Here is a 22,292-nt window from a genome sequence, read left to right as displayed (position 1 = left end):
AGGCTCAGCGCATGCCGACCTCTCCTGGCACCGGCACGCGCTCCACTATGTGGCCGGCCTTGCGCAGAAGCGCGACCATCCCGGTGTCACCCGGCAGATGGGCCGCGCCCACCGCGATTAAAGCGCCGCCCTGCTCGACCAGGGGAGCTGCGATGCGCATGAAACTCTCATTGCGCTCCGCCAGAACGTAGCCGTTGAACTGCGCAATGATCTCGGCGCCACGGTTGTCGCCAAAGAAACCGCGCGCGTGGGCCTCGTCCCAGGCCATTATGAGGCCGATGCGCCCTTGCAGATAGGCCGCAAAATGCGCCGCGCGCCCGGTTCCGAAACCTTTGGGGTCAAGGTAGCTGGCGTGTAGCTCGATCATATCATAGGCCAGCGCCTCGTTTTGCTGCTTGTTGAGGTGGCGTAAGAAGTCACCAGGCGCCTCTAACCCAACGACTTGCGCGCCCGCGATCTGCCCCAGCATCAGGATGTAGTTGTCTTGGATCGGCAGCGACCCGGCCGCGAAATCATCGCAAGGGTCAGAAAACAGGAGCGAAGCAAGGCCGCCCAGGCTCAGGTAATCCGGTGCCCCGCGCCCCCAACCCAGGCTGGCCGTGCGCGAGCGGATCCATTCCGTGATCTCGCCATGCAACTCTGGGAAGGTGAAGCCTCGCACCGGCGCGCGCATCCAGCCATTACGGCTGTATTCGCGGCTATGCTCGAAGCCGCGGCGCGACTTATGGATCGGGTCAATCTCGATGGCGACGACACGCGCGTTGGTGATGAGCTCTATTAGCTTGTCTGGCAGGTCCAGGATGAACCGGTCGCTGGAGTGATAGGTGCCCCAAAGGTGCGACGTGGCGCCATCGGGCGCGGTGATGCGCCAGAGCCGCCCCTGGCCATTCGACATCGCCGCGCCGCGCGCCTGCAGCGTTTCAAAGCTGGGATCCAGGAAGTCAGCGGGCTCCAGCTTGGGCTCTGTGACCGCGCAGGCCTCGGCGGTCGCCCAGAACTGCGCGGAGGCGCTTTGCGCAAGGAGCGCCAGGGAAAGTGCAAAAAGAAATATGCGAAACATAGGCGGACAATAGCGCCGAGCAGAGCCGGAGGGAACCCGCCGGAAACGGCACCAGATTGCCTGGCAAATTCCATGCCGTGATGCGATCCATAGCCAATCGCGTCACGGGGGGCTCATGGTCAAACTTGTTTGGATGTCGGACCTGCATTTTCAGGCTGAGGGGGATGTCCTAGGTGAAGATCCCCGCGCGCGCCAATGAGGCGCCGCAGATTGGGGTGACCACGATCCAGGGCGCCGAGATGCGCTTGCAGTATCTGGATGTTGGTCCGGTGATCGGTTAGGTCCGTCGGTTTTTGACCCAACTCGTGGGCGGCGGTTGGCCTGGAGGGGGCGTTTGATCTCAAGCGCACCGCCCTAACAACGCTTGCCGACACCAGATGTAACGGGACTCACATAGAGCGACCGCCCAGCTTGCCTGGGCTGCGGCCGACCTCCCCCAGGAGGCCGCATCTGCAACCGTGTGGCTAGTTGAGACGTTTCGATTTCCAGAAATGATGTGATCGATTGACCTGATGCGTATGCGGCCTCCAGGTCGGCCGCAGCCCGAGTCGCGCGAGGGTCACCGTAGAGGCCCCGGATCAAGTCCGGGGCGGTGGTTTTCTAATGACCGCTCAAGACCATAAGCGTCACGTCAGAACCAACAGTTCGATTCTATAAACGCAGCAGGGCGCGGCCAGTTTCTAGAACGGCAGCTTGAAGTCCTTGGGCAGGCCAAGCCCCTCGGTCAGGCGGCCCATCTCGTCCTGGCTGCGCTGCGCGGCCTTCTGCTGGGCGTCCTTGATCGCGGCGAGGATCAGGTCCTCGACCACCTCTTTCTCGTCGGGCTGGAAAATCGAGGGGTCGATGTCCAGCGCCGTCAGCTCGCCCTTGGCGGTGGCGGTGGCCTTCACCAGCCCCGCGCCGCTCTCGCCCAACACGGTCACATTGCCCAGGTTCTCTTGCATCTCCGCCATCTGGCTTTGAAACTCCTGGGCTTTCTTCATCATGCCGGCCATATCGCCGAGGTTGCCGAGGCCTTTGAACATGGGGGCGTGCTCCTGCTTGGGGTTGGCGTTTAGATAGGGGCGGGGCGGGGCGGTGGCAAGCCCGCTCGGTCCGCCCTAGCGGCGTTGGATGATGTTCGCATGGCCCATTTTGCGCCCCGCGCGGGTCTCGGCCTTGCCGTAGAGATGCAGCGCGGTGTCGGGCTGGGCGAGCAGCCCCGGCACGCGGTCCATGTCGTCGCCGATGAGGTTCTCCATCACCACATCGGCGTGCCGCTTGCCGTCGCCCAGGGGCAGGCCCGCGATGGCGCGGATATGCTGCTCGAACTGGTCCACGGCGCAGCCGGCCTGCGTCCAATGGCCTGAGTTATGCACCCGCGGGGCGATCTCGTTTACCACCAGCCCCTGCGGCGTGACGAAGAGCTCGACGCCCATGACGCCGACATAATCAAGCTCGGTCAGGATGCGGCTGGCCAGCAGCACCGCGTCGGTGCGCTGCGCCGCGCTGAGCCGCGCGGGCACCGTGGTGGTGCGCAGGATGCCCTCGCGGTGCAGGTTCTCGCCGGGGTCGAAGGCGGCGACCTCGCCGGTGAGCCCGCGGGCGGCGATCACGCTGACCTCATGGGAGAACGCCACGAAGCCCTCTAGGATCGCGGGGCTGCCCCGCAGCTCCGCCGAGGCCTGCGAGAGGTCGCTGTCGGCATCCAGGCGCTGCTGCCCCTTGCCGTCATAGCCGAAGCGGCGGGTCTTTAGGATCGCCTTGGGCCCGATTTCAGCCATCGCCGACCGCAGGTCGGCCTCGCCCGTGATATCCGCGAAGGGCGCAACCGCCAGACCCAGACCGGACAGAAAACCCTTCTCCACCAGCCGGTCCTGACTGGTGGCCAGCGCCTTGCGGCCCGGGTGGATTGGGCGCACGGCCTCCAATGCGTCCAGCGCGGCGGTGGGGATGTTCTCGAACTCATAGGTGACCACGTCGACGCTGGCGGCAAAGCCCGCCAGCGCGTCTAGATCCTCATAGCCCGCGGTGGTCACGGCGTGGGCGACCTGTCCGGCGGGGCAATCCGACCCGGGCTCAAAGATATGCGCCTTGTAGCCCAGCCGCGAGGCCGCCACGGCAAGCATGCGGCCCAGTTGCCCGCCGCCGAGGATGCCAATCGTGGCGCCAATGGGAAGTGCGTCACTCATGCGTCGCGCAGCCTTTCTCCGATATCATTCATTGCCTTGGTCAGCGCGCCATGGGCGCCGCCCTGATGCAGCGTGCGGGTCATGTGCAGGCTCAGCGTGCCCTCGGTGGCCAGCGCGTCGCGCGCCTCGGCCAGGGTGCCGCTGAGCGCGCCCATGAACCCCGCCATCAGCCCGCTTGTATAGGCCTCGGCGCCCGCCGCGTCGCCGGTCTGGTCGCCCAGCCAACCCGCGCCGGTGCTCATCAGGTCCAACAGCCCCGGCACCATGGCGCAGATCGCGAAATGCGCGTTCAGGGCCTCCTCGGAGGCGACCTTGATCACCGGGTTCTCCGGCGCAAAGAGCTCCGCTAGCAGCGCGTCATCGCCATAGGCGGGCAGGGGGCAGCCGCCCTGTTCGAGGAAGGCCAGCGGGATGGTTTGCACGAAGGACGTCGCCGGGGCGCAGAGCGCCTCTAGCCGCGCCCTCGGGGTGGCGGCCATGGCCGAGATGACCCGGTGGTCGGCCCGCCATTGGAGGCCTTGCATGGCCTCGTCCACCTGATGCGGGCGCACCGACAGCACCACCACCTCGGACGCCTCGAGAACGCCCGCGGCGTCAGACACGGCAACGCCGTGGCTGGCGGCAAGGGCGGAGGAGAGATGCCGCGAGCGCTCAGTCACCGTGATCTGATGCCCGCGCGCGGCCAGAAACCGCACCATGGGTGCTGCGATCTGACCGGTCCCGATGAAGCCGATCTTAGCCATCCGAGGGCTCTTGCGGGATCGAGGCCTCTAGGGCGGCGCGCCAGGCGTCCAGCCGCTCGGCCAGCGCGGCGTCCTGCAGCGCCAGGATGCCCGCGGCCATAAGCCCGGCATTGGCAGCACCGCCGATCGCCATGGTGGCCACGGGGAAGCCCTTGGGCATCTGCACGATGGAATAGAGGCTGTCGACGCCCTTCAGCGCGCGGGTCTCCACCGGCACGCCGATCACCGGCAGGCGAGTCTTGGAGGCCATCATGCCGGGCAGATGCGCGGCCCCGCCGGCGCCGGCGATGATCACCTGCAGGCCGCGCCCGACGGCCGACTTGCCGTATTCCCACAGCCGATCCGGCGTGCGGTGCGCCGACACGATGCGCGCCTCATGAGGGACGCCCAGTTCTTCCAGGATTTCGGCCGCGGCCTTCATTGTGGGCCAGTCCGATTGGCTGCCCATGATGATGCCGACTTTCGCTTGCACTGCCGCGCCCTTTCGCTTTCAGGAGCGCGCAATATAGAGCCTTTTAGGGGCTACGCAATGATGTCTGGCGTAAGCTGGTCCTCAATCCGGCTGATGCGGTCTTTAAGGGCCAGTTTCTGTTTCTTGAGCCTTCGAACGCGGAGCGGATCCGCGCGGTGTGTTTCATGGAGCGCCGCGATTGCCTCGTCCAGGTCGCGGTGCTCCCGCTTCAACACTTCGAGCTCAACTTTCATGATGTCCTTCGCCTCCATTTTGGATGAGTCGTTCATCTCCTGGTCCGTGAGTCGGGAACTGGGTAACGCAAGGGTAACCGCAAAACGCCAATTCACCAAACGCCGCATCTTGCCGCGCCTTGCAGATTGGGTGGCGTGCCCCCATATTCTAGCTGTGGGTCGCCGCAACGGGGCCCGCTGGACTGTCGCTTTGATAAGGACGTGTCGATGACCAAGATGACTTTGGGCGCGCATCCCTTTTTGCTGGGATTCGAGCAGTTCGAGCGGTTGATGGAACGGACGGCGAAGTCCGACAACAACGGCTATCCCCCTTTTAACATAGAGCAATCCGGCGAGAGCGCGTATCGCATCACCCTTGCGGTCGCAGGCTTCGCCGAGGACGACCTGGCGATCACCGTCGAGGACCAGCAGCTTGTCATCCGCGGCCGCCAGGCCGAGGACGAGGCGGGCCGTGTGTTCCTGCACCGCGGCATCGCGGCCCGGCAGTTCCAGCGCACATTCGTGCTGGCGGACGGCGTCGAGGTCGTCGGGGCCGCAATGGAGAACGGGCTCTTGCATGTGGACCTGGCCCGTTCGGCGCCGGAAAAGATCGTGCAGACGATCAAGATCAGCAGAAGCTAAGCAGGAGGTGGGAATGGACAGCAAATTTGATTTCGGCGAGGTCGCAGAGAGCAAAATCGTATATGTGCGCCCAGTTGCGGCGACCGATCTGCCCGATGAGGTGCGCGAGCAGGTCGGCTCGGCAGAGACCGTGTACTCGGTGCACGATGCCGACGGCGCGCCGCTGGCCTTGGTCAAGGATCGCAAGCTGGCATTTGCCTTGGCCCGACAGCACGATTACGCACCGGTCAATGTGCACTGAACTGGCTGCTTCGCGCGTGCCGGTGCGCTTGAGAACGCCTCCGCCGGGGAAACGCATCGCGGTTTTGTAAGGAGAACCTCATGGCGCTTGAATTCGACTGGGTCGACGCCTTCACCGACCGCGCCTTTGGCGGCAACGGCTGCGCGGTGGTGCATGACGCGGGCGGGCTGAGCGCAGAGACCTGCATGGCCTTCACCCGCGAGACCGGCCTGGTGGAGTGCACCTTCCTGGAGCCGTCCGATGTGGCCGACATCAAGGTGCGGTACTTCCTGGCAGAGCGCGAGATCCCCTTCGCGGGCCATCCCACCGTGGCGACGGTCGCCTCGATGGTCGCGCGGGGCGTGGCGGGGACGGGGGCGTTGACGCTGGAAACCGGCGCCGGGCTTGTGCCGATCGAGGTCGGGGTGGAGGCGGGCGTCCCAAACGTCACCATGACCCAGATCGCGCCGGTCTTCGGCGCGGAACTGCCTGCGGATCTGGTGGCCGCGGTGGGCGGATTGGACGCGCAGGACATGCTGGCGCCGCCGCAACTGGTCTCGACCGGGCTGCCCGTGGTCATCGCGCCGCTGCGGTCGCAGGAGGCCTTGCGGCGCGCGGTCTTGGACGTGGATGCGCTGGGGCGGCTGCGCGCCGCGCTGCCGCCGGAGATGGCGGGCGCGATTGAGCCGTTCTGGGTGGTGCTTGAGGGCGCAACGGAGGCTGGCAACACCTTCTCGCGGCTCCTGCTTGCGCCGCCCAACCCGCCCGAGGATCCGTTCACCGGGTCCGCGACGGGGGCAATGGCGGCGTATCTTTGGGCGCACGGCATGATCGAGGCGCCAAGGCTGGTGGCCGAGCAGGGGCATTGGCTGGGCCGCCCGGGGCGGGCCGATGTGGAGATCCTGGGCCCGCGCCACGCCATCTCCGGGGTGAAGGTGAGCGGGCCAGGTTATGTTCTGATGTCGGGACGTGTTAATTTGTAGGATTGGGCTGGAGCGGACATTATAATTGATCCCTCCGGTTCGTCTCAGGGCCAACGCCTTGTTGGTCGGGGGGATTTGACCAAAAATCTGGTTGCGTTCTATTGCGCATCTTGCGCTTTAGAATTTAACCTCCCCTTTTGGCTAAAGTTTTTCTGATCAAAACAAGGGCTTTAGGGGCTTGTTGCGTATTATGTGTGGGATGTTTGGAGCAGAGGTCCCGGATCAAGTCCGGGGCGGGTTGGCAACGCCCGTTCCAGGCCAGTCTCACCCTCTCGCACGCCCTTCTTGCCGTTTGGGGGAAGGACCTCTGTGGCCCACTCTATTTCGGCAATTGGCAGAGCGTCGCGTTCAAAAGTCGACCGCGATCCCCTTATTCTCCCAATCGCCGTAGCGGACGGGCTCTGGCCCGTCACGGCCGCCGAGCTCTGTTGGCAAGCCTTTCGCCGCCTCGGCCTTCTTGCGCCGCGCCTCGGCTTCGGCCAGGGCCCGCTGCGCGGCGGGGGGCAATTCTTCTTTTGGTTCATCCGTCATAGGCTCTTCCCTTGTGCGGCCCCAAGGTTGATATACGCCCGATGAGTGAAAGAGCAACAGATCTGCCGACCGACGCGGCGCGCCAGGCCGCGCTTGTCATGGTGGGGCAGGTGCGCGCGGGCAAGCTTTTGGCGGAGCTCTTGCCAAAGGCCGTGGCGCATCTTGAGGCGCCCGACCGCGCCCGGGCGCAGCGCTTGGCGTTGGAGGTCTTGCGCTGGTCGGATCGCGCGGACCGGATGCTGGGGCCGTATCTGCGCAACAAGCCCTATGACCCGATCATGGATGTGCTGCGCCTTGGCACCGTCGAGATGGCGCAGAGCGGCGCCGCGCCGCACGGCGTGCTGAACGCGCTGGTCGGCCTGGCCAAGACGCAGGGCAACACGAAGCGCGGCGCAGGGCTGATCAACGCGGTTTTGCGGCGCGTCTCACAGGACGTCGCGAAATGGCCGACGCTGCCGCCGCCGCGCCTGCCGAAGGTGTTTCGCAAGCGCCTCGTGGCGGTCTATGGCAAGCACGCGGTGGAGGCGATGGAGGCGGCGCATGCGGCGGGCGCGCCGCTGGACGTCACCTTGAAGCCAGGGTTTGAGGGCGCGGCGGAGGCGCTGGGCGGCGTGCTGCTGCCAACAGGATCGGTGCGGCTGGACGCGCCGGGCCAGGTCTCTACGCTGCCCGGATATGAGGATGGCGATTGGTGGGTCCAGGACGCGGCGGCCGCACTTCCCGCACGGATCCTGAACGCCGCGCCGGGCGAGCGCGTGCTGGACCTATGCGCCGCACCCGGCGGCAAGACCATGCAGCTTGCCGCCACCGGCGCGCAGGTCACAGCGGTGGATTCCTCGGCCAAACGCATGGAGCGCGTGGCCGAGAACCTGGCACGCACCAAGCTGGTGGCGCAGTTGCAGGTCGCCGACGCGATGGACATCACCGGCCAGTTCGATGCGGTGCTTCTGGACGCGCCATGCTCGGCCACCGGCACGATCCGTCGCCACCCAGACCTGCCGATTGCCAAAGCCGAGGGCGATTTTGGCGCATTGATCGAGACGCAGGCGGCGATGCTGGACCACGCCGTGGGCTTGCTCAAGCCCGGCGGGCGGCTGGTCTATTGCACCTGCTCGTTGCTGCCGGAGGAGGGCGAGCAACAGGTCGCGGCCGCCCTGGGCCGGTGCGCAGATGTCGAGCGGGACACCGAGGCCCTGCGCGTCGCGGGGATCGAACCCGATTGGGTCATCGAGGCGGGGCTGCGCCTGCGCCCGGACCACTGGGGCGAGCGCGGCGGGTTGGACGGCTTTTTCATCGCGGCGCTTCGCAAAACGCCGTAAGGGCGTTTTTCTCGGTGACAGAGAATCACCGCGCGATTAAGGTGCCCTAAAAAAGCGCCTGTCTCGGCGCAGAGGTTGAGGCTAAGCATTCTGGTGTATCAGTCCGATTGGACACCCGGGGCGGTCACGCGCCTGTTGAATCGTTGGCATGCCCGGCGGGCCGCCTTCGCGCGGGCCGCGGCTGGCTTTGTGTCGCAGCCGGAACCCCGCACCATCGGTCGGGTCTCGCGCGGGCGTCAGCTATGCGCCGGCAACTTCATGTTCGCGGGGCATATGATCGAGGCACCGGGCAAGTCGATCTGGGATCTGGACCCGCCCGATCAGGCCTTCCTTGAGGAACTCCACGGCTTCACCTGGCTGGACGACCTGGCCGCCACCGGCGACGCCAAGGCGCGCATGAACGCCCAGGCCTGGACCGAGGAGTGGATCGCGCGCTACGGCCACGGGCGCGGCCCGGGCTGGATGCCGGACAGCGCCGGGCGGCGCCTGATCCGCTGGATCAACCACGCGATTTTCCTGCTGAACGCGCAGGACCGGCAGGACGCAGAGGCCTATTACCGCTCGCTGGGCCAGCAGACGATCTTTCTGTCGCGGCGTTGGTCCGCGACGCCCAGCGGCGTGCCGCGGTTCGAGGCCCTGACCGGGCTGATCTATGCCGGGCTCGCGCTGATCGGGATGGAGCAGCACGTCGCGCCCGCTACGGCGGCGCTGTCCAAGGAATGCGAGCACCAGATCGACGCGCTCGGCGGCATCTCTAGCCGCAACCCCGAAGCGCTGTTGGAGGTCTTCACCCTGCTGAACTGGGCGACATCCGCCCTGTCCGAGGCCGGGCAGATCCCGCCAAAGAGCATCCTCAGCGCGATTGAGCGGATCGCGCCGACCCTCCGGGCCTTGCGGCATTCCGACGGCAGCCTTGCGCGGTTCCACGGCGGCGGCAAGGGGCTGGAGGGGCGGCTTGATCACGCCTTGGCGGCCTCTGGGGTCCGCACGCCGCCGGGGCAGGGGCTGGCGATGGGGTTCTCGCGGCTCTCGGCCGGGCGTACATCGGTCATCGTGGACGTGGCCGCGCCCGCGCATGGCGCCGGAGAGGTCAACGCCCATGCCTCGACCTTGGCGATAGAGGTGACCTCCGGGCGGCGCCCCTTGCTGGTCAGCTGCGGATCGGGCGCGCCCTTTGGTGCCAAATGGTCCAGGGTGGGGCGCGCGACGGGGTCGCATTCTGTGCTTGATATCAAGGGCCTGTCCTCTTCTCGTTTCGGCGAGCGCACCTGGAGAAACGGCGGCACCCGCAACGTTCTGACCGACGTGCCCAAGGACGTGCGCATGCGCCAGCATGGCGACGAGGGCGGCACGGGCCTCATCGCGGGCCATGACGGATACTCTGCGGCCTTCGGGTTGACCCATGTGCGCAGCATCGACCTGTCCGTCGACGGGCGCAGCATCGCGGGCGATGACACGCTGGCCACAATCACGCCCGAGGACAACAAACGCTTTGATAAGGCGCTGGACGAGGCCAAGCTGCAGGGCATTCCCTTCCAGATACATTTCCACCTGCACCCGGATGTGGACCCCAATCTGGACCTCGGCGGGGCCGCGATCTCGCTTGTGCAAAAGAGCGGCGAGATCTGGGTCTTCCGGCATGACGGCGCCAGCACTCTGAGCCTGGAGCCCAGCGTCTACCTTGAGAAGGGCCGTCTTAAGCCGCGTGCGACAAAGCAGATCGTTCTAACCGCCAAGGCTTTGGAATATGCCACGCGCATCCGCTGGACGTTGGCCAAGGCTCAGGATACCCCCGCGCATGTGCGCGACCTAGAGCGCGACGACAGCGCCTATGTGATCTGACCCGAGGGGACTTCTATGACCGACCGACTGCCCGTCCGACGCGCGTTGCTTTCTGTATCCGACAAGACCGGCCTTCTGGACTTTGCGCAGGGCTTAGCCGCGGCTGGCGTAGAGCTGCTCTCGACCGGGGGCACGGCGCGCGCGATACGCGAGGCGGGGCTGCCGGTGCGGGACGTGGCCGAGGTCACCGGCTTCCCCGAGATGATGGACGGGCGCGTGAAGACGCTACACCCGGCGGTGCATGGCGGCTTGCTGGCGCTGCGCGATGACGCCGGTCACGTGGCCGCGATGCAAGAGCACGGCATCGGCGCCATCGACCTGCTGGTGGTGAACCTCTACCCGTTCGAAGAGACCGTGGCCAAGGGTGCGGGCTATGACGAATGCGTCGAGAACATCGACATTGGCGGGCCCGCGATGATCCGCGCGGCGGCCAAGAACCACGCCTTCGTGGCCACGGTGGTCGATGTCGAGGACTACGATGATGTGCTGGAGGCCGTCCAGGCGGGCGGCACCGATATGCAGCAGCGCCAGCGCCTGGCGCAGATCGCCTATGCGCGCACGGGCGCCTATGACGCGGCGGTCTCGACCTGGATGGCGGGCGCGATTGGCCAGGCCACCCCGCGGCGGCGGGCCTTTGCGGGCACACTAGCCCAGGGGCTGCGCTATGGCGAGAACCCGCACCAGGGCGCTGCCTTCTACACCGATGGCTCGGCGCGCCCCGGCGTGGCCACCGCGGTTCAGCACCAGGGCAAGGAGCTGAGCTATAACAACATCAACGACACCGACGCGGCGTTCGAGCTGATCAGCGAGTTCGCCGGCCAGGGCCCGGCCTGCGCGATCATCAAGCACGCCAACCCCTGCGGCGTGGCCACCGGCGCCTCGCTGGGCGAGGCCTATGCCCGCGCCTTTGACTGCGACCGCACCAGCGCCTTTGGCGGGATCATCGCGCTGAACCAGCCGCTGGACGAAGAGACCGCAAGGGCCATCACCGGCATCCTCACCGAGGTCGTGATCGCTCCGGGCGCCAGCGACGCCGCCAAGGAGATCTTCGCCGCCAAGAAGAACCTGCGCCTGCTGACGACCGAGGCGCTGGCCGACCCGCGCGCAAAGGGCGCTGCGTTCAAGCAAGTCGCGGGCGGTTTCCTGCTGCAGGATCGCGACGCGGGCAGCGTCGCTGCCGCTGACTTGAAGGTGGTCACCAAGCGCGCGCCAACCGAGCAGGAGATGACCGACCTGCGGTTCGCCTGGACCGTGGCCAAGCATGTGAAGTCGAACGCCATCGTCTACGCCAAGGGCGGGGCCACCGTGGGCGTGGGCGCGGGGCAGATGAGCCGGGTGGACAGCTCGACCATCGCCGCGCTGAAGGCCGCGCGCATGGCGCAGGAGATCGGCCTGGCCGAGACGCCCGCCAAGGGCTCGGTCGTGGCCTCGGACGCGTTCTTTCCCTTCCCGGACGGGCTGCTTGCCGCCGCCGAGGCCGGCGCCACCGCGGTGATCCAGCCCGGCGGCTCGATGCGCGACGACCAGGTGATCGCGGCCGCCGACGAGGCTGGGCTGGCGATGGTGTTCACCGGCATGCGTCACTTCAGGCACTGACCCAGAATGTCGCGGATGTATCTCATAGCCCTGGCAGTGTTCCTGCTGGATCAGGCCAGCAAGTACTACATTCTATACGTGGTGCATCTGGACACGCTCCGGTTCGTGGAGGTCTTTCCGCCCTACCTGAACTGGGCGATGGCCTGGAACACCGGGATCAACTTTGGCCTGCTGTCTGGCGACAGCCCGGTGACCAAGTGGGTGCTGATCGCGGTGGCGCTTCTGGTGACGGGCTGGGTGGCCTGGTGGATGACGCATCCGCACCGGCCCATGGCGCGAATCTTTGCCGGGCTGTTGATCGGCGGCGCGCTGGGCAACGTGGTGGACCGGCTGCTCTACGGGGCGGTGGCGGATTTCCTGAACATGTCCTGCTGCGGGTTCGATAACCCGTTCTCCTACAACGTGGCCGACATCGCCGTCTTCGCCGGGGCCATCGGGCTGATCGTTTTCACGGGCGAGAAAAAGTCCGCGTGACGCCGCTGCGCGGATGCGATAGAAATCACTCCAAAGCTGGTGAGGGGCCGTTTCGAATGCGGGCAACGGGCACGAAAATTCTGGTGGTTTTGCTGGCGGTCAGCCTGATGGCGGGCTGCAGCCGCAATAAAGAGCCGCGTCTGCTGAACATTTCGTCCTCGACGGACGGCCCGGACGAGTTCTCGATTCTGCCCAATAAGCCGCTTCAGGAGCCGCCCAGCTTCAAGGAATTGCCGACGCCCACGCCGGGCGGGGCCAACCGGGTGGATCCGGCGCCAGAGGCGGATGCCATTATTGCGCTCGGCGGCAACCCGGCGGCGGCGTCGCGGGGCATCCCGTCCAGCGATTCCGGCCTGGTCAGCTACGCCAGCCGCAACGGGCGGTCCGGCACGATCCGGCAACAGCTCGCGTCCGAGGACCTGGAGTTCAGGCGCCGAAATGATGGCCGCATTCTAGAGCGGCTGTTCAACGTGAACGTCTATTTCCGCGCCTATCAGAACCAGTCCCTGGATCAGTATGCCGAGCTAGAGCGGTTCCGCCGCGCGGGCGTGCGCACGCCCGCCGCGCCGCCGCCCGAAGTCGCCGAGCAATAGGCCCCCGGGCCCCGGTTAGGCTCGGCACTAAAACGCCGTCCTAACGGCGCGTTAACGCCTAATACAAAATTAACCATGTTGCGCCACTCTCACATCTGCGTTTGATGGGTTGAAGCAACGCCCCTGCGCAGTAGGTATGAAGGCAGCCCAGGTCATTGAGGAGAGCCCATGCGCCGCATTTTCTTTAGCTTTATCGGACTTGTCATTGCGTTGCCCGCCCTGGCCGTGCCGGTCACGGACTACAGGCTGGACAATGGCATGCAGGTGGTGGTGATCGAAGATCACCGCGCCCCCGTGGTCGTGCACATGGTCTGGTACAAAGCAGGCGCCGCTGACGAGCCGCCCGGCAAATCCGGGATCGCGCACTACCTGGAGCACCTGATGTTCAAGGGCACCGACACCCTGGCGCCGGGCGAGTTCTCTTCGACCGTGGCCGCCAATGGCGGCACCGACAACGCGTTCACCAGCCAGGATTACACCGGCTACTTCCAGAGGGTCGCGTCCGACCGGCTAGAGCTGATGATGCAGATGGAGGCCGACCGCATGCGCAACCTGCGCCTGTCGGAGGACCTGATCCTGGCCGAGCGCGACGTGGTCATTGAAGAGCGCAACCAGCGCGTCGAAAACGACCCCGGCGCGCTGTTCTCCGAGCAGCGGCGCGCGGCGCTGTTCCTGAACCACCCCTATGGCATCCCGATCATCGGTTGGATGCATGAGGCAAGCGCGCTGACGCTGCAAGACGCCCTGGATTTCTACGAGAAGTTCTATGCCCCCAACAACGCGATCCTGGTGGTCGCGGGCGACGTGGAGCCCGAAGAAGTGCTGGAGCTTGCGCAAAAGCATTACGGCCCGCTGGCGCCCACGCCGGGCCTGGGCGCCCGGCAGCGCCCGCAGGAGCCACCGCATCTGGCCGAACGCCGCTTGATTTTTGAGGACCCGCGCGCCTCCGAGCCCTATGTCGTGCGCACCTATCTCGCCCCGGAACGCGACCCCGGCGCGCAAGAAGAAGCCGCAGCGCTGGCGCTGCTGGCGGATGTGCTGGGCGGGAACTCGGCCACCTCGGTCCTGGGCCAAAAGCTTGTGTTCGGGGCCGGCGAGGCGATCTATGCCTCGGCCTTCTACCAGGGGCTCAGCTATGACGACGGCAGCTTTGGTGTCTTTATCGTGCCCAAGCCCGGCGTGTCCCTGCAAGAGGCCGAGACGGCGCTGGACAACGCCATCGCCGAGTTCATGGAGGAGGGCATCGACGATGCCCAATTCGAGCGGATCAAGCAGCAGATACGCGCCTCGCGCATCTATGCCGAGGACAGCACGCAATCCCTGGCGCGCCGCTATGGCGCGGCGCTGACCTCCGGGCTGACGCTAGAGGATATCGAGGCCTGGCCGGACATCCTGCAGGCCACCACCAAAGAGCAAGTCATGGCCGCCGCGGCGCGCATATTTGATCGCAACAAGGCCGTCACCGGATGGCTGCGCAAACCGAGTGTCGAGGTGACCCAATGAGCCGCCTGTTTTTTGTCGTCCTCGCCGCGCTGTCCTTGACCGCGCCGGGGGCCCGCGCCGCCGTGGACATCCAAGAGGTGATCTCGCCGGGCGGCATCACCGCCTGGTTGGTCGAGGAGCATCAGATCCCGTTTGTGGCCCTAGAGATCCGCTTTAAGGGCGGGGCCTCGTTGGACGCGCCGGGCAAGCGCGGCGCGATAAACCTCATGACCGGACTGATCGAGGAAGGCGCGGGCGATCTCGACGCGCGCGGCTTCGCGCAGGCGCAGGAAAGCCTCGCCGCGCGGTTCGAGTTCGATGTCTATGACGACGCGCTATCGGTCTCGGCGCGGTTCCTGACCGAGAACCGGGACGCCTCGGTTGCGCTGCTGAAATCCGCGCTGAACGCGCCGCGCTTTGACCAGGACGCCGTGGACCGGGTGCGCGGGCAGGTCCTGTCGATCATCCGCTCTGACGAGAAGGACCCCAACGAGATTGCGCGCCGGGCCTTCAACGCGCGCACCTATGGCGACCACCCCTATGCCAGTTCCTCCAACGGGACGTTGGAGAGCGTTGGCGGGTTGACGCGCGACGATATCCTGGCCGCGCATCAGGCTGTGCTGACGAAAGACAAGCTGTTCGTCGGCGTGGTGGGCGACATCACCGCCGAGGAGCTGGGCGCGCTTTTGGATGACCTTCTGGGCGGCTTGCCCGAGACCGGCGCCGCCATTCCGGACCGCGCCGAGATCAGCTTTGACGGCGGGGTAGAGGTGGTGCCCTTCCAGACGCCGCAATCCGTGGCGATCTTTGGGCATGCGGGCATCTCGCGCGATGACCCGGATTTCTTCCCGGCCTTCGTGCTGAACACGATCCTCGGCGCGGGCGGGTTCGATTCGCGGCTGATGACGGAGGTGCGCGAAAAGCGCGGGCTGACCTATGGCGTGAATTCCTACCTGGCCTCGCGGGATCTCGCGGATCTCGTGGTGGGGCAGGTGGCCAGCGCGAACGACCGGATCGCCGAGGCGATTGACGTCATCAAGGCCGAATGGGCCCGCATCGCCGCCGAGGGCGTGACGCAGGACGAGCTTGAGGTCGCGCAGACTTTCCTGACCGGGCAATACCCGCTGCGGTTCGATGGCAACGCCCGGATCGCGGGCATCCTTGTGGGGATGCAGACCGGCGATCTGCCGATCGACTACATCGCCACCCGCAATGACAAGGTCTGGGCGGTCACGCTTGAGGATGTCAGGCGGGTCGCGGCGCGGCTCTTGGATCCCGAGATGCTGACCTTCGTTGTGGTCGGCGCGCCAGAGGGGCTGGAGGCCACGAATTAGCGCTTACCCCTGGTAAACGGCGGCGAAACGCATAAATCTACGACCAGTCATGTCTGGATTGATCGCCATTGAACTCTTGCTGCGCGGCGCGGGCATCGCGCTGTCGCTGGCCATCGGGCTGGTGGGCCTGGCGCGCGCGCCGCGAGAGCCGGTCTCCTGGGCGATGGGCTGCACGGGGGTCTGCCTGACCGCATATTTGATCGGTTCCGCTCCGGGGTTCTTCGACGTCGAGCCTTTATCCACGCGGCTCCTCTCGGCGATCTTCCCGGTGATGATCTGGTGGTTCGCCATGGAGGTCTTTGAGCAGGGCGACTGGCCGCGCCGGGTGGGCGTGCCGGTGCTGACCGGTTTGCAATTGCTCACTTATGCCACGCTGGTGCCTTACGGCCTGCAGGCGGTCTGTCTGGTCCTGGCCATTCTCATCTATTCGCACATCATCTGGGTCGCGGTGGCGGGGCATTCCGACGACCTAGTAGAAGAGCGCCGCCGCCTACGCTGGGTGATCCTAGTGCTCGCCTCGGTGGAGGGCATCCTGTTCGCCGTGGTGGAGCTGCAGTTCGCGCCCGGCGGCGCGCCGCTCTGGGTCGGCGTTATGCAGACCTCCGCGTTGGTGATGCTGTTGATGGCCACGATGGTTTGGCTTTTCGGGCGGCGCTCGGCCGCGCGCCCGGCGGTTCTGGATGAGAGCCCGCACCCGCCCGCGGCAGAGCCGCTTAGCGCCAAAGAGCAGGCCGTGCTGACCCGGCTTGAGGCCGCGATGGAGGCGGGCGCCTGGCAGCGCGAGGGGCTGACGATTGGCGCCCTGGCCGAGGAGTTGCAGACCGGCGAGCACCGGCTGCGCCGGGTGATCAACCAGGGGCTGGGGCACCGCAACTTCGCGCAGTTCATCAACGGCTACCGCGTGCGGGCCGCGCAGGAGGTGCTGGGTGACCCGGCGCGCGCCGACCGCACGGTGCTAGAGATCGCCCACGCCGTGGGCTTCGCCTCGCTCGGGCCCTTCAATCGCGCCTTCCGCGACATCACCGGGGAGAGCCCCAGCGAGTTCCGCGCCGATTCCTAAAAAAGCCGCGCCATAGTCGAAATTGCAGCGCCGATTTCGAAATCGGCGCGCATGCGGCGCCCTGGATGCTGACATCTATCCCATCGAAACCCGAACGGATGGGACCCAAAAAGATGACCCGCATTGTTGCTTTCACCCTGCTCGCCGCCACTTTGACTGCCTGCACCGGCACCGAGGTGTCCCGCGATGCAACGCAGACACCGCCCATGGATGACCGGGCCGAGCTGCACATCCAGATCCCCGGCGTGCTGCCATAGATCGTGATTTGAGATGGTCGAATCGGGGGCGGGCATGCTATCCCTAGCTGCATGCCCGCCACGCACCCCAAGATAGGCCCCAAGATGGGCCAAGAGCCGCCCGCGATCCGCCAGTTGGACGAGGCCGCCATCAACCGCATCGCCGCCGGCGAGGTGGTCGAGCGGCCTGCCTCCGCCGTCAAGGAGCTGGTCGAGAACGCCATGGACGCGGGCGCGCGCCGCATCGACGTCGCCTATGCCGATGGCGGCAAGACCCTGATCCGGGTCAGCGATGACGGCCACGGGATCGCCGCGCAGGACCTGCCGCTGGCGCTGTCGCGGCACGCGACCTCCAAGATCGACGGCTCGGACCTTCTGAACATTCACACCTTCGGGTTCCGCGGCGAGGCCTTGCCCTCGCTTGGCGCGGTCGGGCGGCTGCGGATCACCTCTCGTGTCGCCGGGGCGGACGCAGCCGAGATCGTTGTCTCGGGCGGCGCGCCTGGCCCGGTGAAGCCTGCCGCGCTGAATTCCGGCACGGTTGTCGAATTGCGAGACCTCTTCTACGCCACCCCGGCGCGGCTGAAATTCATGCGCACGGACCGGGCCGAGGCGCAGGCGATTGGCGACGTGGTCAAGCGGCTGGCCATGGCCGAGCCCTATGTGGGCGTCACCCTGCGCGATGTGTCTGGCGGCGGCGAGGGTCGCGTGATCTTCCGCGCCGAGCCCGAAAGCGGTGATCTCTTTGGGGCCCTGCAGGGGCGGTTGGCCCGTATCCTGGGCCGCGAGTTCACCGAGAACGCGGTGCAGATCGATGCCGAACGCGAGGGGCTGACGCTGACGGGTTTTGCGGGCCTGCCGACCTATTCGCGCGGCGCGGCGGTGGCGCAGTTCCTCTTCGTGAACGGGCGCCCGGTGCGTGACAAGATGCTGATCGGCGCCTTGCGGGCCGCCTATATGGACTTCCTCAGCCGCGACCGGCACCCCGCGGCGGTCCTGTTCGTGGAATGCGAGCCGACGCGGGTGGATGTGAACGTGCATCCGGCGAAATCCGAGGTGCGCTTCCGCGAGCCCGGCGTGGCGCGCGGGCTGATCGTGTCGGGGCTGCGGCATGCTCTGGCGGAGGCCGGGCACCGGGCGTCGACCACCGTGGCCGGGGCGACACTTGGTGCGATGCGACCCGAAGGGCCGGGCCCAGCTCGGGTCTACCAAATGGACCGGCCCAGCCAGGGCGCGCTCGGTGCCGCGCGGGCGGCGTTTGCTCCGGAAGGGGCGCCGGGTCTGGCCGAGCGGCATGTTGCGTGGGACGCCGCGCCCGGCGCGGAGCTGATGGATGTGCCCGTTGCGGGCCGGGTCGAAGACGCACCCGTCGCGCCCGGAGATCACCCCCTGGGCGCCGCGCGCGCGCATTTGCACGAGAACTACATCGTCGCGCAAACCCAGGACGGGATGGTGCTGGTGGACGCCCATGCCGCCCATGAGCGGCTCGTTTATGAAAAGCTGAAACGCCAGATGGCCGAGAACGGCGTGGCCGCGCAGGCGCTCTTGATCCCCGAGATCGTGGAGCTGAGCGAGGCCGAGGCGGCGCGGCTTTTGGAGATGGGCGCGGAACTGCGGCGGCTGGGCCTGGGGATCGAGCCCTTTGGCGGTGGGGCCATAGCGGTGCGCGAGACGCCGGCGATCCTGGGCCAGGTGGACGCGGCGGCGATGATCCGCGACATCCTTGATGAGCTCGCCGATCTGGGCGCCAGCCAGACCGTGCAAGCGCGCATCGAGGCGGTGCTCAGCCGGGTCGCCTGCCACGGCTCGGTGCGCACCGGACGCCGCATGAATGCCGAGGAGATGAACGCTCTCTTGCGCGAGATGGAGGTCACGCCGCATTCCGGGCAGTGCAACCACGGGCGGCCCACCTATGTGGAGCTGAAGCTCGCGGACATCGAAAAGCTCTTCGGGCGCACATGATCCAGCTCGGTGACACCATGATCGACCTCAGCGATCCCTGGACGGCGGCGGCGCTTCTGGCCGCGATCCTGCTGCTTTTGATCGTGGTCTTGCTGGTCTCGGCCGGGCGCCGCGCGGCGCGGGGCGCCGCGGCCACCGAGGCGATGCTACGCCAGATGGGCGGGCTGGGCCAGCGCGTGCAGGGGCTGGCCGACGGGCAGCAGCAGCTCTTTGGCGGGTTGAACTCGGTCACCGAGGCGCAGGCCCAGCAGCAGGCCCGCACGGTGCAGCTGATGGAGCAGCGCCTGGCGGAGGTCACCGCCAAGATGAACGAGAACCTGCAGGGCTCGGCCACCCGCACCGCGCGCTCGCTGGGCGAGTTGCAGCAGCGCTTGCAGACCATCGACAAGGCGCAGGCCAATATCGAGAAGCTCTCGGGCGACGTGCTGTCGCTGCAGGACATCCTGTCGAACAAGCAGACCCGCGGGGCGTTTGGCGAGATCCAGCTGCAGGACATCGTGTCCAAGGCGCTGCCCAAGGACAGCTATGACTGGCAGGCGACGCTTTCGAACGGCAAGCGCGCGGATTGCCTGATCAAGCTGCCCAACCCGCCGGGGCCGATTGTGGTGGACGCCAAGTTCCCGCTGGAGGCCTATGAGAGGCTGCGCAACGCGGGCACGCAAGCCGAGCTGGACCTGGCCGCGCGGCAGCTGCGCACCGACGTGAAGGCGCATATCAAGGCGATCTCGGAGAAGTACATACTGGACGGCGAGACCGCCGACGGCGCCCTGATGTTCCTGCCCTCCGAGGCGATCTATGCCGAGCTGCACGCGAACTTCCCCGAGCTGGTGCGCGAGGGCTTCGCCGCGCGGGTCTGGATCGTCTCGCCCACCACCTGCATGGCCACGCTGACCACCATGCGTGCGGTGCTGAAGGACGCGCGGATGCGCGAGCAGGCGGGCGCGATCCGCAAGGAGCTGGGCGCGCTGTTTAAGGATGTCGACCGGCTGGGCACGCGGGTGGAGAACCTGGATCGGCATTTCGGGCAGGCGGCCAAGGACATCGCCGATATCAAGATCTCTGCCGACAAGGCCGGGCGTCGCGCGCGGCGCCTGGACAACTTCGACTTCGAAGAACTCGCCCCCGAGGGAGAGACGGCCGAGGTCGTCCCCTTGCGTTCCCCCGAAAGCTAAGCTCTAGTCCGGGCGGTGGAAGAATTTTCCAAAATTCTTGCCCCGCCCAGACGCAAAGGAGTTCCCAGATGAGCGACCCATTCTTCCAGCCTGTCTCGGGGATGGACCTACCGCGTTTCGCGGGTGTGCCGACCTTCATGCGCCTGCCGCATGTGGCGCCGGATCACGCGCGGTTCGGCGAGGTCCAGATCGGTTTGATCGGCGTGCCTTGGGACAGCGGCACCACCAACCGCCCCGGCCCGCGGCACGGGCCGCGCCAGCTGCGCGATCTCTCCACCATGATCCGGGCCCAGAACGGCGCCACCGGGGTGCGCCCGTTCGAGGCGGTCAACTGCGCCGATCTCGGCGACGTGGGGCCGAACCCGGCAGACATCCAGGACAGCATGGCGCGGATCACCGCCTTCTACGACCAGGTGATCGCGGCGGGCATCCTGCCGCTCACCGGCGGCGGGGACCACCTCTCCAGCCTGCCCATCCTGCGCGCCGTCGCCAAATCCGGCCCCGTCGGCATGGTGCATTTCGACAGCCACACGGATCTCTTCCACTCCTATTTCGACGGCACCATGTACACCCATGGCACGCCCTTCCGCCGCGCGGTGGAGGAGGGCCTGCTGGACCCCAAGCGCGTTGTCCAGATCGGCATCCGCGGCACGGCCTATGACACCGAGGACCGGGACTTTGCCAAGGCCGAGGGCATCCGCATCATCCCCATCGAGGAGTACTTTGCCCGCGGTCCCGAGGACGTGATGGCCGAGGCGCGTGAGATCGTCGGCACCGCGCCCACCTATGTCAGCTATGACATCGACTTTGTCGATCCGACCTTCGCGCCGGGCACCGGCACGCCGGAGGTGGGCGGTCCGAACTCTTTCGAGGCGCTGCAGGTGGCACGGCTCTTGGACGGGGTGAACATCGTGGGCGCGGACCTCGTAGAGGTCTCGCCGCCCTTCGATCAGTCCGGGGGCACGGCTTTCCTAGGCGTGTCGATCATGTTCGAGATGCTCTGCGTGATGGCCAAGGCGCACGCGGCGGCGGGGTAGGGGATACCCTACCCTTAGGGTTGTTCAAAACGTCACGAGTCTCGCGTAAGCTGGGTGCGTTCAATCAACCAGTTTTTAGCGAGGCCCCCCATGCGTTTTATCCTTCCATTCTGCCTTCTCCTTCCCGTCGCCCAGCCCGCCCTGTCGCAGGTAAAGCTGGACGGGTTCTTCATCGCCACCGAGATCTGCGAGGGGTTCCAGTCCAAGAACAAGGGCACCAACCCCGGCTTTGCCTTGGTCGAGCCGATGCGCGCCTATGAGATGATCGGCATCAACAAGGCGGGCGGGGACTTCTTTCAGGTCAAGATGCCGGGCGAGCCGGTGACCGAGGATCGCTGGGTGCATGCAGGCTGCGGGCTCCACGTGGTAGCGGCGGGCACCGCCACGCCCGCCCCGCCGCCCGAGCCCCCGGCGGTCACCCCGGAACCGGGCGGCGAATCCGCCGACAACCTGCTGGCGCTCAGCTGGCAGCCCGCCTTCTGCGAGACCGGCGCCGGACGGCCCAAGGCGGAGTGCCAGGTGCTCAACGACGGCGACCTGCCGCATGCCGCGGCGCAATTCTCGGTGCATGGGCTCTGGCCGCAGCCCCGCGGGAACGTGTTCTGCGGCGTGCCCGACAGCCTCAAGCGGCTGGACGACGCAAGGCGCTGGGGCGAGCTGCCCGCGCTGGACCTGACCGCCGACACAAGAGAGGCGCTGGAGGTGGCCATGCCCGGCGCGGCGAGCTTCCTGCACCGGCACGAGTGGATCAAGCACGGCACCTGCCACAAGGCGGGCGGCGCCGAAGGCTATTACCTCGACACGCTCGCCGTGACCAATGCGATCAACGACAGCGCCATCGGTGACTTCCTTGAGGCGCATGTGGGCACAGAGGTAGAGATGGCCGAGATCCGGCTGCTCTTTGATCAGGTCTTCGGCGGGAACGCGGGCGATGCGGTGCAGTTCCACTGCCGCAATGACGGCAATCGGTTCCTGCTGCAAGAGATCCGCGTGGCCATGGTCGGCGTGATCGACCACGCGGACCCCGATAGCTTTGGAGCGCTGATGCAGGCCGCGGAGCGGCAACCGCAGGGCTGCGACGCGGCGGTGATTGATCCGGCGGGGCTGCAGTAGCGTTGCTTGGAAGGGCGTGTGCGTCAGTCGAAGCGCGG

The 22,292-nt window shown here is 66.7% G+C and carries 23 protein-coding genes; 16 read left to right on the top strand and 7 right to left on the bottom strand.

Going from position 1 to position 22,292, the window contains the following annotated elements:
* Nucleotides 1-4: 4 nt before the first annotated feature.
* From AIOL_RS01635 to AIOL_RS01610, 6 genes are all read right to left on the bottom strand, one after another.
* Entirely contained in the window at nucleotides 5-1,060 is a 1,056-nt protein-coding gene (locus AIOL_RS01635) for a TraB/GumN family protein (RefSeq protein ID WP_049641279.1), read from the bottom strand.
* 680 nt (nucleotides 1,061-1,740) lie between these two features.
* Nucleotides 1,741-2,085 carry a YbaB/EbfC family nucleoid-associated protein gene (locus AIOL_RS01630; protein WP_049641278.1) on the bottom strand — a complete coding sequence of 115 codons (345 nt, stop codon included), beginning with the start codon at nucleotides 2,083-2,085 and terminating at the stop codon, nucleotides 1,741-1,743.
* Between the two features lie 75 nt (nucleotides 2,086-2,160).
* On the bottom strand, nucleotides 2,161-3,231 hold the full coding sequence (locus AIOL_RS01625) for a 5-(carboxyamino)imidazole ribonucleotide synthase (RefSeq protein WP_049641277.1): 1,071 nt from the start codon (nucleotides 3,229-3,231) through the stop codon (nucleotides 2,161-2,163).
* A complete protein-coding gene (locus AIOL_RS01620; RefSeq protein ID WP_049641276.1) occupies nucleotides 3,228-3,974 on the bottom strand; it encodes an NAD(P)-binding domain-containing protein in 747 nt (248 codons plus the stop codon). The genes AIOL_RS01625 and AIOL_RS01620 overlap by 4 nt, the downstream gene beginning before the upstream one ends.
* Nucleotides 3,967-4,446, bottom strand: coding sequence for a 5-(carboxyamino)imidazole ribonucleotide mutase (purE, locus tag AIOL_RS01615; protein WP_152912307.1), 480 nt, complete (start codon nucleotides 4,444-4,446; stop codon nucleotides 3,967-3,969). The genes AIOL_RS01620 and purE overlap by 8 nt, the downstream gene beginning before the upstream one ends.
* A gap of 50 nt (nucleotides 4,447-4,496) precedes the next feature.
* Complete coding sequence (locus tag AIOL_RS01610; protein WP_049641913.1) at nucleotides 4,497-4,715, bottom strand: YdcH family protein; 219 nt, start codon at nucleotides 4,713-4,715, stop codon at nucleotides 4,497-4,499.
* Nucleotides 4,716-4,886: 171 nt separating this feature from the next.
* Between AIOL_RS01610 and AIOL_RS01605 the strand changes: the two genes are divergently transcribed.
* The 3 genes from AIOL_RS01605 (at nucleotide 4,887) to AIOL_RS01595 (ending at nucleotide 6,503) form a co-directional block, all read left to right on the top strand.
* Entirely contained in the window at nucleotides 4,887-5,300 is a 414-nt protein-coding gene (locus AIOL_RS01605; RefSeq protein ID WP_049641275.1) for an Hsp20 family protein, read from the top strand.
* A 13-nt stretch (nucleotides 5,301-5,313) separates the two neighbouring features.
* Nucleotides 5,314-5,541 (top strand): DUF1150 family protein, encoded by a 228-nt coding sequence (locus AIOL_RS01600; RefSeq protein ID WP_049641274.1) that lies wholly within the window; start codon nucleotides 5,314-5,316, stop codon nucleotides 5,539-5,541.
* Nucleotides 5,542-5,621: 80 nt separating this feature from the next.
* Nucleotides 5,622-6,503 (top strand): PhzF family phenazine biosynthesis protein, encoded by an 882-nt coding sequence (locus AIOL_RS01595; protein WP_049641273.1) that lies wholly within the window; start codon nucleotides 5,622-5,624, stop codon nucleotides 6,501-6,503.
* A 348-nt stretch (nucleotides 6,504-6,851) separates the two neighbouring features.
* Here the strand turns inward: AIOL_RS01595 and AIOL_RS01590 are convergent, their stop codons facing one another.
* Nucleotides 6,852-7,034, bottom strand: a complete 183-nt coding sequence (locus tag AIOL_RS01590; RefSeq protein WP_049641272.1) for a DUF1674 domain-containing protein — start codon at nucleotides 7,032-7,034, stop codon at nucleotides 6,852-6,854.
* 41 nt (nucleotides 7,035-7,075) lie between these two features.
* Here AIOL_RS01590 and AIOL_RS01585 point away from each other — a divergent pair, with 41 nt between their 5' ends.
* The 13 genes from AIOL_RS01585 to AIOL_RS01530 all read left to right on the top strand — a co-directional run bounded on the left by AIOL_RS01585 (nucleotide 7,076) and on the right by AIOL_RS01530 (nucleotide 22,254).
* Nucleotides 7,076-8,353 carry an RsmB/NOP family class I SAM-dependent RNA methyltransferase gene (locus AIOL_RS01585; RefSeq protein ID WP_049641271.1) on the top strand — a complete coding sequence of 426 codons (1,278 nt, stop codon included), beginning with the start codon at nucleotides 7,076-7,078 and terminating at the stop codon, nucleotides 8,351-8,353.
* A gap of 75 nt (nucleotides 8,354-8,428) precedes the next feature.
* Complete coding sequence (locus AIOL_RS01580) at nucleotides 8,429-10,195, top strand: heparinase II/III family protein (RefSeq protein WP_235438826.1); 1,767 nt, start codon at nucleotides 8,429-8,431, stop codon at nucleotides 10,193-10,195.
* A 15-nt stretch (nucleotides 10,196-10,210) separates the two neighbouring features.
* On the top strand, nucleotides 10,211-11,791 hold the full coding sequence (gene purH, locus AIOL_RS01575; RefSeq protein WP_049641270.1) for a bifunctional phosphoribosylaminoimidazolecarboxamide formyltransferase/IMP cyclohydrolase: 1,581 nt from the start codon (nucleotides 10,211-10,213) through the stop codon (nucleotides 11,789-11,791).
* A 6-nt stretch (nucleotides 11,792-11,797) separates the two neighbouring features.
* A complete protein-coding gene (gene lspA, locus AIOL_RS01570; protein WP_049641269.1) occupies nucleotides 11,798-12,265 on the top strand; it encodes a signal peptidase II in 468 nt (155 codons plus the stop codon).
* Between the two features lie 56 nt (nucleotides 12,266-12,321).
* A complete protein-coding gene (locus AIOL_RS01565; RefSeq protein ID WP_049641268.1) occupies nucleotides 12,322-12,858 on the top strand; it encodes a DUF3035 domain-containing protein in 537 nt (178 codons plus the stop codon).
* A gap of 168 nt (nucleotides 12,859-13,026) precedes the next feature.
* Nucleotides 13,027-14,361 carry a M16 family metallopeptidase gene (locus AIOL_RS01560; RefSeq protein WP_049641267.1) on the top strand — a complete coding sequence of 445 codons (1,335 nt, stop codon included), beginning with the start codon at nucleotides 13,027-13,029 and terminating at the stop codon, nucleotides 14,359-14,361.
* Nucleotides 14,358-15,674: a M16 family metallopeptidase gene (locus AIOL_RS01555; protein WP_049641266.1), complete on the top strand. Its 1,317-nt coding sequence runs from the start codon at nucleotides 14,358-14,360 to the stop codon at nucleotides 15,672-15,674. The genes AIOL_RS01560 and AIOL_RS01555 overlap by 4 nt, the downstream gene beginning before the upstream one ends.
* A gap of 49 nt (nucleotides 15,675-15,723) precedes the next feature.
* Nucleotides 15,724-16,734 (top strand): helix-turn-helix domain-containing protein, encoded by a 1,011-nt coding sequence (locus AIOL_RS01550; protein WP_049641265.1) that lies wholly within the window; start codon nucleotides 15,724-15,726, stop codon nucleotides 16,732-16,734.
* Nucleotides 16,735-16,847: 113 nt separating this feature from the next.
* A complete protein-coding gene (locus tag AIOL_RS25360; RefSeq protein WP_160314384.1) occupies nucleotides 16,848-16,991 on the top strand; it encodes a hypothetical protein in 144 nt (47 codons plus the stop codon).
* Nucleotides 16,992-17,042: 51 nt separating this feature from the next.
* The gene (gene mutL / locus AIOL_RS01545) at nucleotides 17,043-18,932 is read left to right on the top strand and encodes a DNA mismatch repair endonuclease MutL (RefSeq protein WP_049641264.1); all 1,890 of its coding nucleotides are present in this window, start codon (nucleotides 17,043-17,045) and stop codon (nucleotides 18,930-18,932) included.
* Nucleotides 18,929-20,104 (top strand): DNA recombination protein RmuC, encoded by a 1,176-nt coding sequence (locus AIOL_RS01540; RefSeq protein WP_049641263.1) that lies wholly within the window; start codon nucleotides 18,929-18,931, stop codon nucleotides 20,102-20,104. Before mutL ends, AIOL_RS01540 begins: the two co-directional genes overlap by 4 nt.
* A 68-nt stretch (nucleotides 20,105-20,172) precedes the next feature.
* Nucleotides 20,173-21,141 (top strand): agmatinase, encoded by a 969-nt coding sequence (gene speB / locus AIOL_RS01535; RefSeq protein ID WP_049641262.1) that lies wholly within the window; start codon nucleotides 20,173-20,175, stop codon nucleotides 21,139-21,141.
* Between the two features lie 90 nt (nucleotides 21,142-21,231).
* Complete coding sequence (locus AIOL_RS01530) at nucleotides 21,232-22,254, top strand: ribonuclease T2 family protein (protein ID WP_053101145.1); 1,023 nt, start codon at nucleotides 21,232-21,234, stop codon at nucleotides 22,252-22,254.
* The last annotated feature ends 38 nt before the right edge of the window (nucleotides 22,255-22,292 follow it).

This window comes from Candidatus Rhodobacter oscarellae (genome assembly GCF_001078595.1).
Lineage (GTDB): Bacteria > Pseudomonadota > Alphaproteobacteria > Rhodobacterales > Rhodobacteraceae > Rhodobacter_B > Rhodobacter_B oscarellae.
This window is presented reverse-complemented; position numbering and strand designations above follow the sequence as displayed.

Coding starts and splice junctions, on each gene's coding strand:
- AIOL_RS01610 (WP_049641913.1), bottom strand. CDS start 4,715: ATGAACGACTCATCCAAAATGGAGGCGAAGGACATCATGAAAGTTGAG.
- AIOL_RS01560 (WP_049641267.1), top strand. CDS start 13,027: ATGCGCCGCATTTTCTTTAGCTTTATCGGACTTGTCATTGCGTTGCCC.
- AIOL_RS01605 (WP_049641275.1), top strand. CDS start 4,887: ATGACCAAGATGACTTTGGGCGCGCATCCCTTTTTGCTGGGATTCGAG.
- AIOL_RS25360 (WP_160314384.1), top strand. CDS start 16,848: ATGACCCGCATTGTTGCTTTCACCCTGCTCGCCGCCACTTTGACTGCC.
- AIOL_RS01555 (WP_049641266.1), top strand. CDS start 14,358: ATGAGCCGCCTGTTTTTTGTCGTCCTCGCCGCGCTGTCCTTGACCGCG.
- AIOL_RS01600 (WP_049641274.1), top strand. CDS start 5,314: ATGGACAGCAAATTTGATTTCGGCGAGGTCGCAGAGAGCAAAATCGTA.
- AIOL_RS01620 (WP_049641276.1), bottom strand. CDS start 3,974: ATGGCTAAGATCGGCTTCATCGGGACCGGTCAGATCGCAGCACCCATG.
- AIOL_RS01540 (WP_049641263.1), top strand. CDS start 18,929: ATGATCCAGCTCGGTGACACCATGATCGACCTCAGCGATCCCTGGACG.
- lspA (WP_049641269.1), top strand. CDS start 11,798: ATGTCGCGGATGTATCTCATAGCCCTGGCAGTGTTCCTGCTGGATCAG.
- AIOL_RS01530 (WP_053101145.1), top strand. CDS start 21,232: ATGCGTTTTATCCTTCCATTCTGCCTTCTCCTTCCCGTCGCCCAGCCC.
- AIOL_RS01595 (WP_049641273.1), top strand. CDS start 5,622: ATGGCGCTTGAATTCGACTGGGTCGACGCCTTCACCGACCGCGCCTTT.
- AIOL_RS01590 (WP_049641272.1), bottom strand. CDS start 7,034: ATGACGGATGAACCAAAAGAAGAATTGCCCCCCGCCGCGCAGCGGGCC.
- AIOL_RS01630 (WP_049641278.1), bottom strand. CDS start 2,085: ATGTTCAAAGGCCTCGGCAACCTCGGCGATATGGCCGGCATGATGAAG.
- purH (WP_049641270.1), top strand. CDS start 10,211: ATGACCGACCGACTGCCCGTCCGACGCGCGTTGCTTTCTGTATCCGAC.
- AIOL_RS01625 (WP_049641277.1), bottom strand. CDS start 3,231: ATGAGTGACGCACTTCCCATTGGCGCCACGATTGGCATCCTCGGCGGC.
- AIOL_RS01550 (WP_049641265.1), top strand. CDS start 15,724: ATGTCTGGATTGATCGCCATTGAACTCTTGCTGCGCGGCGCGGGCATC.
- AIOL_RS01585 (WP_049641271.1), top strand. CDS start 7,076: ATGAGTGAAAGAGCAACAGATCTGCCGACCGACGCGGCGCGCCAGGCC.
- AIOL_RS01635 (WP_049641279.1), bottom strand. CDS start 1,060: ATGTTTCGCATATTTCTTTTTGCACTTTCCCTGGCGCTCCTTGCGCAA.
- AIOL_RS01565 (WP_049641268.1), top strand. CDS start 12,322: ATGCGGGCAACGGGCACGAAAATTCTGGTGGTTTTGCTGGCGGTCAGC.
- mutL (WP_049641264.1), top strand. CDS start 17,043: ATGCCCGCCACGCACCCCAAGATAGGCCCCAAGATGGGCCAAGAGCCG.
- speB (WP_049641262.1), top strand. CDS start 20,173: ATGAGCGACCCATTCTTCCAGCCTGTCTCGGGGATGGACCTACCGCGT.